The organism is Cyclobacterium sediminis (assembly GCF_054781075.1).
The window spans coordinates 89632-104683 of record NZ_BAAGVC010000004.1; the positions used below are offsets into that span (position 1 = coordinate 89632).

General features: G+C 38.7%; 14 protein-coding genes. 1 reads left to right on the forward strand and 13 read right to left on the reverse strand.

The genetic code is table 11. The features are described 5' to 3' along the window. Positions 1-93: 93 nt before the first annotated feature. From ACYVHJ_RS07840 to ACYVHJ_RS07860, 5 genes are all read right to left on the reverse strand, one after another. Positions 94-1092 carry a hypothetical protein gene (locus tag ACYVHJ_RS07840; protein ID WP_460513827.1) on the reverse strand — a complete coding sequence of 333 codons (999 nt, stop codon included), beginning with the start codon at positions 1090-1092 and terminating at the stop codon, positions 94-96. Positions 1093-1187: 95 nt separating this feature from the next. After that, entirely contained in the window at positions 1188-1700 is a 513-nt protein-coding gene (locus ACYVHJ_RS07845) for a hypothetical protein (RefSeq protein WP_460513829.1), read from the reverse strand. A gap of 119 nt (positions 1701-1819) precedes the next feature. Then, on the reverse strand, positions 1820-2473 hold the full coding sequence (gene rpe / locus ACYVHJ_RS07850) for a ribulose-phosphate 3-epimerase (RefSeq protein ID WP_460513831.1): 654 nt from the start codon (positions 2471-2473) through the stop codon (positions 1820-1822). A gap of 69 nt (positions 2474-2542) precedes the next feature. Next, positions 2543-4180: a S8 family serine peptidase gene (locus ACYVHJ_RS07855; protein WP_460513833.1), complete on the reverse strand. Its 1638-nt coding sequence runs from the start codon at positions 4178-4180 to the stop codon at positions 2543-2545. After that, complete coding sequence (locus ACYVHJ_RS07860) at positions 4167-4856, reverse strand: hypothetical protein (protein WP_460513835.1); 690 nt, start codon at positions 4854-4856, stop codon at positions 4167-4169. The genes ACYVHJ_RS07855 and ACYVHJ_RS07860 overlap by 14 nt, the downstream gene beginning before the upstream one ends. A 52-nt stretch (positions 4857-4908) precedes the next feature. On the opposite strand from ACYVHJ_RS07860, the gene ACYVHJ_RS07865 reads away from it, so the two are divergent. After that, positions 4909-5538, forward strand: a complete 630-nt coding sequence (locus tag ACYVHJ_RS07865; protein ID WP_460513837.1) for a phosphoribosylanthranilate isomerase — start codon at positions 4909-4911, stop codon at positions 5536-5538. Here the strand turns inward: ACYVHJ_RS07865 and trmB are convergent. The 8 genes from trmB to ACYVHJ_RS07905 form a co-directional block, all read right to left on the reverse strand. Next, positions 5535-6200, reverse strand: coding sequence for a tRNA (guanine(46)-N(7))-methyltransferase TrmB (gene trmB, locus ACYVHJ_RS07870; RefSeq protein WP_460513839.1), 666 nt, complete (start codon positions 6198-6200; stop codon positions 5535-5537). The two genes, ACYVHJ_RS07865 and trmB, sit on opposite strands and share 4 nt — an antisense overlap. A gap of 2 nt (positions 6201-6202) precedes the next feature. Continuing rightward, positions 6203-7510, reverse strand: a complete 1308-nt coding sequence (locus ACYVHJ_RS07875) for a bifunctional folylpolyglutamate synthase/dihydrofolate synthase (RefSeq protein WP_460513841.1) — start codon at positions 7508-7510, stop codon at positions 6203-6205. Positions 7511-7519: 9 nt separating this feature from the next. Beyond that, positions 7520-8473, reverse strand: a complete 954-nt coding sequence (locus tag ACYVHJ_RS07880; RefSeq protein ID WP_460513843.1) for an energy transducer TonB — start codon at positions 8471-8473, stop codon at positions 7520-7522. Positions 8474-8476: 3 nt separating this feature from the next. Beyond that, complete coding sequence (locus ACYVHJ_RS07885) at positions 8477-8869, reverse strand: ExbD/TolR family protein (RefSeq protein ID WP_460513845.1); 393 nt, start codon at positions 8867-8869, stop codon at positions 8477-8479. Between the two features lies 1 nt (position 8870). Beyond that, positions 8871-9572, reverse strand: coding sequence for a MotA/TolQ/ExbB proton channel family protein (locus ACYVHJ_RS07890; RefSeq protein WP_460513847.1), 702 nt, complete (start codon positions 9570-9572; stop codon positions 8871-8873). A gap of 1 nt (position 9573) precedes the next feature. Then, positions 9574-10230, reverse strand: coding sequence for an SPOR domain-containing protein (locus ACYVHJ_RS07895; protein ID WP_460513849.1), 657 nt, complete (start codon positions 10228-10230; stop codon positions 9574-9576). 138 nt (positions 10231-10368) lie between these two features. Continuing rightward, positions 10369-12042, reverse strand: a complete 1674-nt coding sequence (locus ACYVHJ_RS07900; protein ID WP_460513851.1) for a TonB-dependent receptor — start codon at positions 12040-12042, stop codon at positions 10369-10371. Next, positions 12042-15044 (reverse strand): tetratricopeptide repeat protein, encoded by a 3003-nt coding sequence (locus ACYVHJ_RS07905; RefSeq protein ID WP_460513853.1) that lies wholly within the window; start codon positions 15042-15044, stop codon positions 12042-12044. Before ACYVHJ_RS07905 ends, ACYVHJ_RS07900 begins: the two co-directional genes overlap by 1 nt. Positions 15045-15052: the final 8 nt, after the last annotated feature.

The window sequence follows — 15052 nt, forward strand, 5'->3', positions numbered from 1 at the left end:
AAATGAATAATTAGGTATCCTTTTTATATTCATAGAGTTAATTTTCCTAATAACAGGAAATAATATGGAAAAGTAGCTTTCGAAAGCCTAAAATCAGTTGCCATACCACTGTCCTACTTTTCTATTCTGCCTTTTGAAAATAGAGCTCCCACGGTATTCAACCCCATTGTGCAAATGCTTCATAACCACCTTGCAACCCGCGATTTTACAGCGTTTGGTACCCGGCAAACTTATGGCTACCCCTAGCTGTATGGTATAAAGAGATTGTTTGACTCCCTGAATTTCTACGGGATCCACCATATTATAATCATATGGTCTAAACTCTGCCGCAGGTTTTATAAAAACTTTGGAATATTCGCCCAAATCTCGTTCAATCCTAAGTCCAAGCCCATAATATCCTTTGACCACGGCAAGTTGAGGGTCTAAAGATTTTTTAAAGGTCATAGAACCAAATTCACCTTCTAAAGTTAACCTCCAGGGATAATGTTGTCTGGCCCTCTGTCTCAGTTGAGCCTGTACAGAAAGGTTGCTTTCAGAATACTTTCGGTATTTCCACCTTAGAAAAGAAATCCGTTTTCTGGAATCCCAAAGCACCAATCCAACGGTACCATATAATTTATCATAGGTGTATTTCTCCTGCTCCAAAGCAAATGTATTACCATTTCCTGTCAGCCTGTCTAAACTACCCCATTCTCTTCCATAGCCACCACCTATGCTAATAAGGTCAAATAAATTTAAGCGAACGCCTAAATTAACCGGATAAGCATAGCCTGTGCTTCTATACAATGTTGTATCCGGTCCTGAAAATTCTGGAGCCTCCATGGTTTGCAAATCAGTGATGGGGTAGTTTTCAGGCTCCTCACTCAAAAAATCAAGTTGGTATTCATGGAAACCTGCTCCGGAAGATAATTCAAAAGAAAAATTGCTGACCGCATTCCTAAATGCATTGCCAACTTCATTGTCACTTTTTCTGCTTTTTATCTTTTTTTCAATCCCAAAAATATCTTCCTGTGCCCTGCTTTCATAGGTATTAAATAATAGTAGGGATAGAAATAAGGCACAAAGGCAAAACAAATGCTTTCTAGTTTCCATAACAATAAACAATCTTTTATTTACTAACGCAGTAAAATCAAAAAACCCTCAACAAATGAGGGTTTTTTTATTATCTCTACAGAAAATAAATAATATCATCCTGCGTCAGAAGGGCTTTCTTCCTCTTCAGTGCTTCTTTTTTCTTTCAATTGAGCAATTTCACTGTCCACTTTTTCCTTAATTTCAGGATTAGCCTTCATGGCTTTATTAACTTTATTAAAGGTGGAAATTCCCAACACATCATCATTTTTGATCAAGCCAATTTTCATTTCCCTAACCTCTGTGCTCAAAGAACCCATAAATTCTAAAATGGCCTCATAAGCAACTTTCTCCTCATCTGTAATTTCAATTTCTGCAAGCTTGGCTTCATCATCCCATGCACCTTTTATTTCATTGTAACGGGCAGCACCATCTATCACCTCATTGTCTTTGATCATAGATACCAATTCTGCATTCTTTTGTTCATAAAAAGCCATTACAGAATCTTCCATTGCAGCAAATTTAGCAATTTCCTCATCCGTAATTTCTTCAGCAGCTTCGTCTTGTGCTTGTGCATTAAAACCTATTAGACCTACAAATAAAAAGGCCAATCCTAATAATTTCTTCATAATTTTATCTCAATTTATAAAATGCTTTATACCCTCGAATTAAATCAGAATCAACCAATTTAACAAACAATGAACAAAAAAATGCGCTAAAAATTATTTAATAGGGACAATTTTTGAATTTAAACAATACTTTTTAGCTTATTAATAGTCTCAGTTGGATTTTCTGATGAAAATACAAAATTACCTGCTACCAATACATTAGCCCCTGCTTCAAAAAGTTTTTTTGCATTAGCTAAACTTACCCCACCATCAATTTCAATTTTTGCATGAGAACCTGTTTCCACAATTAATTCTCCCAAAGCATGTATTTTTTTATAGGTGTTTTCTATAAATTCCTGTCCACCGAAACCGGGGTTGACAGACATTATTAAAACGGTATCTACCTCTTTCACTATATCTTGCAATAACCTGATAGGTGTATGTGGATTAATCGCAACGCCTACTTTACAATCTAATGCTTTAATTGCTTGTACGGTTCGGTGCAAGTGTGGGCAGGCCTCTAAATGTACAGTAATCTGAGCTGCGCCGGCTTTTTGAAAAGCTTGCAGGTATTTGTCCGGTTCCACAATCATCAAGTGGACATCCAATGGCTTTTTTGCATGGCGATTTATGGCTTCCACCACCGGCAAACCAAAAGAAATATTGGGAACAAATACACCATCCATAATGTCTACATGGATGTAATCTGCTACAGAATCATTAATCATTTCAACTTCTTGCTGAAGATTAGCAAAGTCTGCAGCCAATATTGAGGGGGCTATTAATGGATTCATATGGATAGTATTTAGGTTGATACAATAGTTGTTTAGGATACAAAAAAAGGCATTTTTAAGTTCAATTCCTTATTTCTTCCACAACTTCACCGTTGATACTGAGGAATCGTCTTGTAATTCAACCAGATAGATTCCGGGGTTTAAAACTTTCATACTGGCACTGTAGGGGAAATTACTTTTGCTCCTTTCCAATTCATGCTCACTTACCAGCTTTCCATCACTAGCAAACAACTTCATGGTGCAGTTAATGGAGGTCCCAAATTCAATAAGCAACTCATCTTTGGTAAGGGGATTTGGGTACACCCTTGTAGTGGATTCACCTTCCGGCTCTTCTTCTTCGATGAATTTACCAAACATGGCCCTTGTAAAATCCGGGACTCCATATCCCAGCTCATTGTCCGGCTGATAAAATTGAGATCCACTTAGTAAGATTTGTTCTCTCAATTTCTTATTGGTCCATGTGGGATTTGCTTCTCTTAATCCTGCGGCCAAAGCTGCCACTTGTGGGGCGGAAAATGAAGTACCACTGGAATTACTTGTTCCCTCTTCTTTTCGCCAAAGGGTAACGCCCGTTCCATAAGCCACCAATTCCGGTTTGATTCTATTGTCAGCACTTGGCCCAATAGAACTAAACCCTGCCTTTTTAAAGTTGCTGTTGATGGCTCCTATAGATAGAATATTCTCTGCATCTGAAGGTACGGTAATGGTTTTCCAACTAATATTTCCTTCATTACCGGCACTACTGACCACTAAAATACCTTTTTCAGCTGCCATATGGGCTCCTCTGGTAATGATTGCCGTTTTCCCATCAAGATCTTCTTTAGAGTAATTCATCGCATTATCATCAAAATAATTGTACCCCAAGGAACTATTGATCAATTCCACTCCCAGGCTATCGGCATATTCAGCGGCTTTCACCCAATTGTACTCTTCAATTCTATATTCTGAATCTACATCCTCAGTTATACATAAGATATAGCTGGCTCCATAGGCTCCGGCAATTAGGTTTTCCGGATCGTAGGAAGCCATAAGTGACAGGGTGCCGGTTCCATGCGTGTCTGCCTTATACACATTGTCAGAACCAGGCAAGACAAAATCTTTCGTGGCATAAATTTTCTGTTCAGTAAACAGGTGTTCAAAGGCTGGTATCTTGTCTACATTTAAAAATCCCGCATCAAAAATGGCAACCAAAACTCCTTTTCCGGTAAATCCTGCTTTATGCATGGCTGAAATACCCAAAATGCTGTTTTGAAATTCAAAATCTGAAGGGGCTACAGCACGGTTCTTGCGCTTTTTTTTCTTTTTAACTTTATAATTCTTGGTACTTCTTTCCAAAGTGCCAACTTCTCCCTTGGCTACAAGATTGACTTCACTAACAAAGTCAAGCGAGGAAATGTCTTTAATGGCTTCTTCAGATGCCTGTATGATGGATGCATTTAGCCATTTGGAATGATAAATAAAGCGATCCACATAAGGACTGATGGTTGCTATGTATTTTGAAGAAACAGGTAAGTCTGTGCTGTCCAATAATATATTATCTCTAACTCTTCTTTCAATACTTTTTGGGCTTAGCAAACCTTCAGCTTGTTCAAGGCTTAAAGCCGCATCCGGTTTATACTTATAGTGCACAGCATACCTGTCTTGAGCCAGCACATTGGCAATTGTTAAAAAAATAAAAAGCGCTAGTGCTGTACTAAATTTCACCATAGTCAATAAGCCTCATATGAGTAGAACGGCCTTCTTGAATGATTTGTTCACCCAAACAGTCGTTTCTAGAGCAGTATTGAAATACTTCATAGTAATATTCCACCATCCCAATATTATTTACAAATACCTCATATCTATTGTCCCGAATGGTGATCAAATCATCTTCATCACTTTTTCTAACTTTTACAGCGTCCGAAAAAGCAAATTCATTTAAAATATAGCTGCCAATACTTTCAATAAAATAATTTTCTTCCCCATTATTATTGTAGCTGTTTCCATTCCAACTAAAATCCAAACTTACCGGATATACGAGGATGACTTCTTGTTGATTATTGAAATTTCTGATGATTCTATTTTGTTTAAAACTAGCCGTATAAACTTCTTCATTGGCCCATTCGCTTCTATCCGGTGACTTATTGCGGTGAAACAAATACACCATTTCATTCATCTCATTCAAATAGAAGTCTTTTAGTTCATCCCTATAATAATAATTCGCCGTTTCAAAGTCATTTTCACCAAAGTAAACCGTTTCCACTACGCTATACTCACAATATGTACCAATTTCCAAAGGAAAATAGGTGGAAGAAATCAATTCAGGATCTTCAGTCTCCTCGGCACAGCTTCCCATAAAAATAAGGAGGGGTAGCAACCAATACCTTTTATTAAAAATTTTCATTTTCTATCTTTGAATTCAATTGAAAATTACGCAAATAATCCACTAAAATAAAATGGCTTTAAAAACTTTTGTAAAGATAAGTAATGTTAACAACTTAAGCGATGCACGTTATTGCTCGGGAATGTATGTAGACTTAATGGGTTTTTCTCTGGAAAATGAAAATGAATACTTTGTTAGCCCTACCGCATTCAAAGAAATAACCGATTGGCTATCCGGCCTGGAATATGTTGCTGAGTTTTCAAACAGCCATCCTGCTCAAATCTTAGAAACATTGGCTCAATATGAGGGGTTTGCTTACATTCAAATAGAAGAAAAACTGCACCTTCCCATGCTTAAAAATTCCAGTTACGGCTTAATTTATAAAAGAAACATCAATAACGAAGCAGACCTGGATGACCTTATGGATTATGCTGTCACACTGAAGGAAAACAATGTGATGTTGAACCTAGAAGCAGACCAAGCACTGGAAATAAGTCCTGCAATTCATGATAAACTTAAAACTATTGCTGAGAAATGTGATTTACTGCTTGGATTTGGTTTTGATGAACAGAATATTGAGCAGCTATTGGACCAAACCCGGATCAAGGGTATCAGCATGAAAGCCGGCCATGAAATCAGACCGGGAATTAAAGATTTTGATGAATTGGCTGATATTCTAGAAACCCTGGAAATTGAAGATTAGGCTTCTTTAAAGCCAAATTCAATGTATTTAATTGTTTCTCCTTTGTCCATAAACATCTTCTCGTAACGCGTCATGATGCCATGATGGATGTCTTTCCATTCGGATTGGTAAAAGTCTCGTGTATTTTTATAAATGACAATGTCCTCTCTGCTTTCAAACAAGTCGAAGGTATATTCATAAAGTCCGGTATTATCTGTTTTGAATTGTACATGCCCTTCCCGGCCCATGATTTTTTTATACATTTCTAAAAACTTAGGAGATGTAAGTCTTTTCCTTTCGTCTCTGTCTTTGGGGCGTGGATCAGGAAAGGTTATCCAGAGTTCATCAACCTCTTTTTCCTCAAATGAATCTTCCAAAAGCTCAATTTGAGTTCTTAAAAAAGCCACATTCTCTAAACCTTCTGCGATGGCAATGCTACTGCCTTTCCAAATTCTAGAGCCTTTGATATCCACCCCAACAAAATTTTTTGAAGCATCAACCCTGGCCTGCCCTACGGTAAACTCTCCCCTTCCACAAGCCAGTTCTACCACCAAAGGAGCCTCACTTTTAAACTGCATGGATTTCCAATTTCCCTTGATCTTTTCAAAAATGTCTTTTCCCGGTTGAACCACATTGGCATTTTCTTCATTTTGCCTAAACCGCTCTAGTTTATTTCTTCCCATTATTATAAATCATTTATTTCTGCCACAACAAAGGTACTTCCTCCTATAAAAATTAAATCCTCTTTTGTTGCCTTTTTTTCTGCTGCCATTCTGGCTTGATTAACATTCTCAATAACCTCCACTTTCAAACCCAACTCAGTCGCTAAACTTTGAAGTTCCCTGGCTGGCATTGACCGTGGTTGGTCTGCCTGACAAAAGAAATATTCGGCATCTTTGGGTAGTTTTTCAAGCACCTTATAATGGGCCTTGTCTTTTACCATTCCCAAAATCATGTAAAGCTTTTGCTGCCCTTTTAATACCGACAGCTGGTCAATAATTTCCTGAATCCCATCTGCATTATGGCCTGTATCGCATATGGTTAGTGGTTCTGAAGAGAGAATTTGCCAACGCCCTTTCAGTCCGGTATTAGTGATAATATGGGACAAGCCCTCTTTTATATGTTCGGGATGCAGTTGCAAACCCAATGCATTCAATTGATTTAAGGCCACTATAATTGCCGGGAGGTTTTTGGCTTGGTAACTCCCCAGTAGATCCAATTCTAAATTGGCTACAGTAGCTGCACTACCGGAAAGTGAATATTGGGCCAGGCTTTTATCTTTAGATTGTCTATTGTATCCGGTAAAATTTACTTTCAAAGATTGATCTGCAAAGATAATATTGGCCTTACGATCAGCGGCAATGGAGCGGAAAACACTAGCTGTCTTATCATGGGTTTGTCCAATTACTACCGGCACATGTTCTTTGATAATCCCTGCTTTCTCAAATGCAATTTTATTTAAGGTATCTCCCAGAAACTGCTCATGGTCAAAACCTATATTGGTAATGATACTTAATAGCGGATGGATCACATTTGTACTGTCAAATCTTCCTCCCATACCTGTTTCGATTACTGCATAATCGATTCCTTGTTTGGCAAAATAAGCGAAAGAGAGAGCCACGGTCATTTCAAAAAAACTAGGCTTCAGTTCCAGTAGATAATCTTTATTGGCCTCAACAAACTGTACGACCTCATTTTCGGGGATTTCTATTCCATTTATTTTGATTCGCTCTCTAAAGGATTTTAGATGTGGAGAAGTATAAAGGCCGGTGGTATATCCTGCAGCTTGCAGTACAGCCGCCAGTGCATGAGCTGTACTACCTTTTCCATTGGTTCCGGCAATATGAATACTTTTGAATTTATGTTGGGGGTTTCCGAGGTGGGCACAAAGTTTTAGGGTATTGCTTAAGTCTTTTTTAAAAGCAGCACCTCCAACCCGCTGAAACATGGGCAAGGCCTGAAACAGAAAGTCCAGGGAAGTTTGATAATTCATGGGGATTAATTAATCTACGCGGATAATAAAGGTGATTTTTCCTTTGGAATACTCAGCAATGGTATTTCCACTTTGTGGTTTAAAAGTCAGGCTGTTGACTACTTTCCGGTAATAATTCAATACTTCATTACTTACATTATAAGTATCTGGAATGGCCTGTACAATCCTTCCGCTATCATTGATGGTAATGTTAAAGACAATTTTGCCATTCCTATTGGACACCCGGTCTTGGATATTGGGTTTGGAGGCAAAATCCCAACCTGCCAGGTCCAGGTCATACCCGGCCCCATCTCCGGTATTTCCTTTACCGGACTGTAAAATGGATCGCCCATCTATGGTGCCATTTGGCTTACCTTCATCCCCTGTCTGGGAACTGGTTCCCTGACTGCTTCCGGTTGTTGCTTGATTCCCGCTTCCTGTGGTCCCACCCGCTCCAAATATGGCTCTGGGGTCAACTTTAGGTTCTGGCTTTTCAACTTTTTCAGGTTGTGGTTCTTCTTCAGGTTCACTTTTTACAGGTACTTCTGCCTTTTTTGTGGTTTCCTTAATACTTTCCTTCTTTTCTACCGGCTTGGGTTCTGCTTTTACCGGACTAGGTGCTTTAGAAACAGCTTCAATTTTTGGCTCACTTTTTTGAACCTCAGCTGGAGAAGGATTCGATTGCGGTGGGCTTACAGGTGTTATATTTTCTGTTGGTTCAGGTGCCGGTTCACCCGGGGCCGGTGCCTCTTCGGCCGTTTCTTGACTTGTAGAAGGGGGTGTTTCTGTGGGTTTTGCATCGGATCCCATATCTGAAAAACCCAGGTTTAACTCTAGTCCAAATTGAGACATGGGTGGATCAGGTTGCTTCCACACCATAATAAAATAAAAGCCAATCAATAACATTACATTAATGATTAAAGTAATGATAATTGCTTTTCTATTGTTCTCTACTGTAGCTTTATGGTCCTCCCAAATTTCCATTCTTTACTTAAACGGTTGTGTTGCAATGGTTACATTGGCATCCAAACTTGCAGCAATTCCCCCAATTTCTACCAGGTATTCTACAGGAACTTCTTTGTCTATATGCAATACCACATAGCCTTTGTTCTCATTCAATAAGCTGGTTAGTTCGGCTTTCACCTGATCTCTACTTACCTGCTTGTCATTGACAGCAAATCGTAAGTCCTTTGTAATACTAACGGTCACCTCTTGCATAACGATGTCTGAACTTTCGCTGGAAGGTAAATTTACCGGAAGACCCGAAGGGGTAATAAAGGATGAGGTAAGCATAAAAAATATAAGCAATAGAAAGATAATATCCGTCATGGACGACATGCTGAAACTAGTTTCTATCTTATTTTTTGACTGAAGTGCCATATTACTTTTTATCCTGTAAAAGATCGATAAACTCAATCGTAGTGTACTCCATATTGTGGATCAATTTGGAAACCCTGGTTACCAAATAATTGTAGCCCAAATAAGCCACAATCCCTACCACCAATCCTGTGGCAGTCGTAATCATTGCTTCATATATACCGGTAGAAAGCAATTTTGGAGAAACCATTCCCTCCTCTTGGGCTACTCCTATAAAAGCACGAATCATGCCAGCAACAGTTCCTAGGAAACCGATCATAGGCGCAGCACCGGAGACAGTAGCCAAAAGGCCAAGGTTTTTCTCTAGCTTATAGATTTCTATTTTACCTACATTTTCTATGGCTACTTCAATGTTTTTAAGGGGGCTCCCTATTCTCTCCAATCCTTTGGAAATCATATGGGCTACCGGTGTCTCTTCACCTTGGCATACCATTTTTGCTTGCTCAATATTTCCACTTTGAACCATCATTTTCACTTGGTCTATCATTCCTTTAGGCGTCTTTGATGCCTTTTTTAGGGTGATGATGCGTTCTACGAAAATAAAAATGGCCAGGATAAAAAGTAAATAAAGTGGAATCATCATATAGCCCCCCTTGATCATTAAATCTAATAGACCAATATCATTGGAGCCGGTGCCTTCCATAAGGGCAAGTGAATCTACAGCCGGAAGGGCATCACTGGTTGACAAAGTTTGTAGTAAAGTCATATTAATATTTCAAAACCCATAAGTTTTCTTCAAAATTGTCCTGAAAGCTTTCTCTGGCTTCCAAGGCCAGATCCACATTTTCAAACTGCCCAATGGCCAGCCTGTAATAATGAATCTTTCCGTAAGGATGTATCAAAAACGTATTCTCTCCGGCTTTATTGAGTTTATCCGAATAATCTCTAGCAAGATCATCATCTATAAAGCTTCCTACCACTAAAAAATACCTAGGTGCAGCCTCTCTAGCATCAATTTCTATCAATTGTGGAGTTGTTTCTTCTGCAGGTTCAGATTCCTCAACTACCGCTTCCGGAACTTCTTCTTTGGCCGCAGGTGCTGGCTTTTCAACTTGATTCGTACTGGCTGTATTTTTTAATGGTTGCTGATCGAGTGTATCAAAAAGACCGAAATAATATAGCCCGAAACCCAAGAACAATATCAGCAATAAAATGATCAAAAAGATACCACCTGTATTGTCTTTCTTTTCTTCTTCTGCCGGAGGATTATTTTTGGATGGCTTAGCAGATTTTTTCTTTCCTGAGCTTGAAATTGACCCGGCTGCTTTAGCTCCTTCCAATGGTGTTACATTGACCGGTGGCAAGCCAAAGTCCTCATCGTTATCGGATTGGCTGTTATGATCCTTGGAATTTTTGTCAGACATCTTAAAAATTGTTATTTTAATCCACTAAGCTAAAGCAAAACCAGCAAATCGCCAATATTGATACGAATAAATCCCCCATCCTCAAATTATATTTTTGGGGACTTACCACTCTTTTTTTAATTGGATGGTTAGTAATTATCAAAATTTAAAACTCAGTCCACCTATCAATTGAATCCCCCGAACAGGATAATTGCTAAAGCGTTGGTACTTTTGATTTAGCAGATTGTTGCCATAGGCAAAAGCAGAAAACCTTTTAGTAATTGCATAATCAGCACCTATTTGAAGGTCCACCAATGTACCAAGTATTCTCTGGTTGTCAGATACCAAATTTATCGCATTAATCCCTCCCATGGCATTGACATTGGCATGTACCAACCATTTATCGTCTGGGGTAAAGGTATTGTTTAATTTCACCTCCCACTCCGGTCTTTGCCAGGCAAAGCTAATTTCATCCAATGTATAATGGTAATAATGTGCTGAAGCATCCAATTGATACCAATCATCAAAATTAAAATCTAAGGAAGCATGATATTCCAATACCTTGGAGTTATTGTCATAAATTAACTGAAAACGAGTACTGTCCATTTCATTGTTTCCATAAAAATGCATATTGGTGAAATCACCATACTTAAATCCAATTTTATAATTTACCTGATCATTGGCTTTGCCGGTGATTCCTGCATCTATTTGGAAATTTTGAATGGTATTTTTCAGGTTTTCTGAAGGTCCTAAAAAGGGATTTTCCTGGATGAAGTCATAATAGGTATTTCTAATGACATCCCCTTCGTAAGCTCCATAAATTCCAAGTTCAGGAACCACAAAGTAGGACATTTTCAAAATAGGGAAAATATGAAAATCTCCTGTTTTATTGGGAACAATATCATTCTCCTGGACCACATTCGCCCCTACTTTGATCTTAAAGGACTCTTTGGCATATTGTACGTAAGGTTGTAACTTAAAATAGTTCCGCTTGATATCTTCATAATAAATATCCTGAGGTGAGGTAAAGGCCAAAAGGCTATTGATGCCGCCTTTAAGAAAGTCATTGGCCCTAAAACCTGCATTGGCTCGAATCAATACCTCAGTTTCCTTGGCCTCATATCGATCATTGAAAAGCCTTAAAGCAAGGTTGGCCTCATAATCAAAGGGCTCAGTTTTATCCACACGTCTTAATCCTGCCATGACTTTAAAAGTACCAAAAACCTGACGAATGGAGTCTTGCATTATAGCGGTTTCCGGATCCGGAGTATATCCATAGAAGTGATGCATATCCCTTTCGTATCCCAGCCTTCCAAATATCTCAAAATCATCCCTGTAAAGACTACCATTTAGTAATAGGTCGGTATGGTCTTCTGCAGAGTTTTCCCCATCTACTGGGCCTGTGTAAAAGCCTTGATGCTTAAGGTGAGCTCCATAAGTATAATCGTAATTGTCCAAACTGTGGTAATCTGCTTGGATTAGTGGGGAAGAATAATTGCCATACCCCAACTTTATAATGGCTTGGGTTTGGTCACTTTCAGGCTTAGGAAATGGTTTCTGATAGGGCTGAAAATTTACATCAACCGGAGCAAGCGTTGCCGCAAAATTCTTTACCTGGTAGGTATAATTGATGGAAGTAGTTACCTGAGGTAAGGCAGGACTCTTTTCAAAAAACCTGGATTGCCTTGGTAAGCTTAAAACCCTGTCCTTACGTATAATAAATTCGGTATCCCTTATTTCTCCTCTTTGCGGGTCCGTTGTCTCTTGAGAATATCCTTGAACAACACCTGTCAATACCAACAGCCCAGTTATTAAATTTTTAATATTCTTCATTAATTGGCTAAGTTGATGGTTTGCAATAAAGTTTCTGCTTCCTCTTTGACCGACTCATCAGAGGCATTTTCAATGATGGATTCTAAAGTTGCTTTGGCCTGAAATTTTTCCTCCATGGCTATATAATTCTGGGCAAGGACAATAAACTGCTTGCCATACCAATAAGCGTACTGAGTAAAAGGCTGCGAATTATCAAAAATCAATTCATTGGAAGCTTCATATTCACCCTTTTGATTTAAGCGCAGAGCCATTTTATACAAGGCTTCAGCCCCCTGGACGGTCTTATGGGTTTCCATTAAATGCCGGTAAACTTCCATTGCTTGAATTTCGGCCTTGGTATTTTCTAGTGACTTGGCCTTTATCAAAAGTGCATTGGGCGCTGAGTCTATGGTGATACTGCCAAGTTCAAGTATTTTATCTGCATTGATAATGGCTTCATTGTATTTTTGTGTTTCAAAATAAGCCTGCATCAAACCGTAGGTAGCTTCATATTCCTCCGCTTTGCTCCTAGCATTTTTTGCAATGAACTGGTAATAAGGTATTGATTTTGCAAAATTGCCATTTTCAAACTCAATCTGTCCTATCTTTTGATAAACACGGCTTTTGAGGTTGTTGTCACTGGTATTCTCTATTTCATAGAAGATAGCCAATGCCTTGGTTTTATCTCCCAACCTAAAATTGGCGTCTCCTAAATAATATTTTGCCTCCGGAATTTGAGCTGAATTTGGATAATTTCTAATGAAGTTTTCCAATGCAGTGATAGCATCTCGGTAAGACTGATTGAAAACCAGACTTTTTGCAGCTGAAAATTCAACATTTTGAAGGTTATTATTGCTAGGATTCGATTTTCTATATCCGGACAGGTAAGTAGAAAACTCCTGCGACCTACCTTGTAAAGACAAACTCTCTTGCAAACCAACCAAGGCCGTTTCGCCATTTTCTGAATTTGGATAGTTATCCAAGATCATTTTATAATCCTCTATGGCCTGATCATAGTCTTTCAAAGAATAATTGGCAACCGCTCTGCCCTCTAAAGCATAGGGTATAAATGGACTGTTTGGTTTTTTGCTAATCAATTGAGAAAACACATCCCTTGCTTGGCTATAGTTGAGTTCTTCCATGTGTATTTGTGCCTTCTGATAGAGGGCATCTTCCATGTAAAGGCTATTCGGATAATTGTTAATGACCATGTCCAATTGCCTAATTGCCTCTCTATTGTTATTTTGGAAATTGGCTACCACTCCCCCTCTGAAATAAGCATAATCGCTATATTGATTGTTTTCTGCTACTGCCCTTCTAAAAACATTGGCTGCATCGGTGAATTTCTTCTGAACATAATAGGTATCACCCAACCTCACAAACGCATCTTCATAGTGTTGCTTATCACTGCTGTTTTTTAATTTATCGGTATAGGTTTTAAACTGTCTTTCCGCTTTTTCATATTGTCCCTCATTAAAATAAGCATAGCCTAAACCATAATGCGCCCGGATCAAACTTGGATCCATTGAAGGAGGGTTCATGCTGATCAATCTCTCATAAGCCTGTATGGCGGCTGCAGCATTATTATTGGCAGCATTGGCCTCGCCTTTCCAAAATTGGGCCTGAAATTGAAGGGATTTATTTACCGGAAATTGTAAGGACTTGGTCAGCATTTGTTGCGTGCCTTTCAAATTGTTGTCCCTGTAATAGGTCATGGCTTGATAGAAAGTAACTTTCTGATAGGCTTCTTGAATCCTTCTGGACTTATTGTTCATTTTCTCCATATGGCCGATGGCCCGGAGATAATTGTTGGTATTCACCAGCGCATCACTGAGCAAGTTTTCTGCAGCTGTTTTTTGACTCCCTTGGGGATAATCATTCAGGTACTTGTCCAGGGCAGTAATGGCCTCTTGAAATTTACCCAATTCCAAACTAACTTTCGCATAATTGAAAAGGGCTTCTTCTTTAATTTCCGGCCTAAAGTCCATTTTGTAGGCTGCATTGAAACTATTGGCGGCAAAAGGTAAATTTTTCTGTTGCACATAAGCATAACCTAAAAAATAACTAGCCAAATGACCTAGTTCATCGTTTACCAAAGCTACTTCTTTAAAAAACTGGCTTGCTTCAGCAAACTGCTTGTTTTCGTAATGGGCTACACCAGCCTTGTATTGTTGATCTCTGGAAAGCTTTCCTTTGTTGGCAGATACAAAGCCCATATAGTGAAAAGCTGCTTGGGCATAATTCAGTTTTTCATAATATGCTTCTGCCAATAACAAGTGAATTTGTTCACTACTTTCCAAATTCTTCTTATTTACTATTGGAGCAGCATAGGTAATCAGGGTATCCAATTTATTTTGTCGGTAATAGATACCGGCCAACATATAGGGGACCTTTAGGCTGTATTCAGCAGATTTCTCTGCCTCCTTAAAATCTTTGGCGGCAGCTTCAAAGTCGCCTTCTTCAAAAGAACAATAGCCTGCATAAAAATAGGCACTGGCCAAAAAAGGGCTACGATACCTTTTTGCCCTCTCAAAATAGTTTTTGGCTTGGCCAAAATTATTTAACTGAAAGTAACTGTACCCCATTTTAAAAAACATTTCCGGATGTCTTTCAGTACTTAGGGGTACATTTTTAAGCAAATCAAAATTGCTAATGGCCTTTTTGTAATTCTTGCTTTGGAAATAGTCGTTCCCTAATATCCAAGCTGCTTCATTTCTTAATGATTCATTGGGATAATCCAGTATAAAAGCATCCATCAGGGAAGTCCCTTCAGGGAAATCACCCCGTAAGGCAGATAATGCCCTATAATAAGCAATAGCTACTTCTCGGCTGTTGTTCTCTATATCCGGATGTAAAGTCAACCTATCAAAGGCCTCTCGAGAGGAAGAAAATTGATCTTTGTGAAACAGTTCAAGGGCATCCTGAAATTTAGCTTCCAGGCTTGTTTGATGTAAACTGGATTGGGTATAAGCCTGACTGTAAATTAGCAAGGATAAACCATACAATAGCAATGTTTTTCTCATTCTCAAAT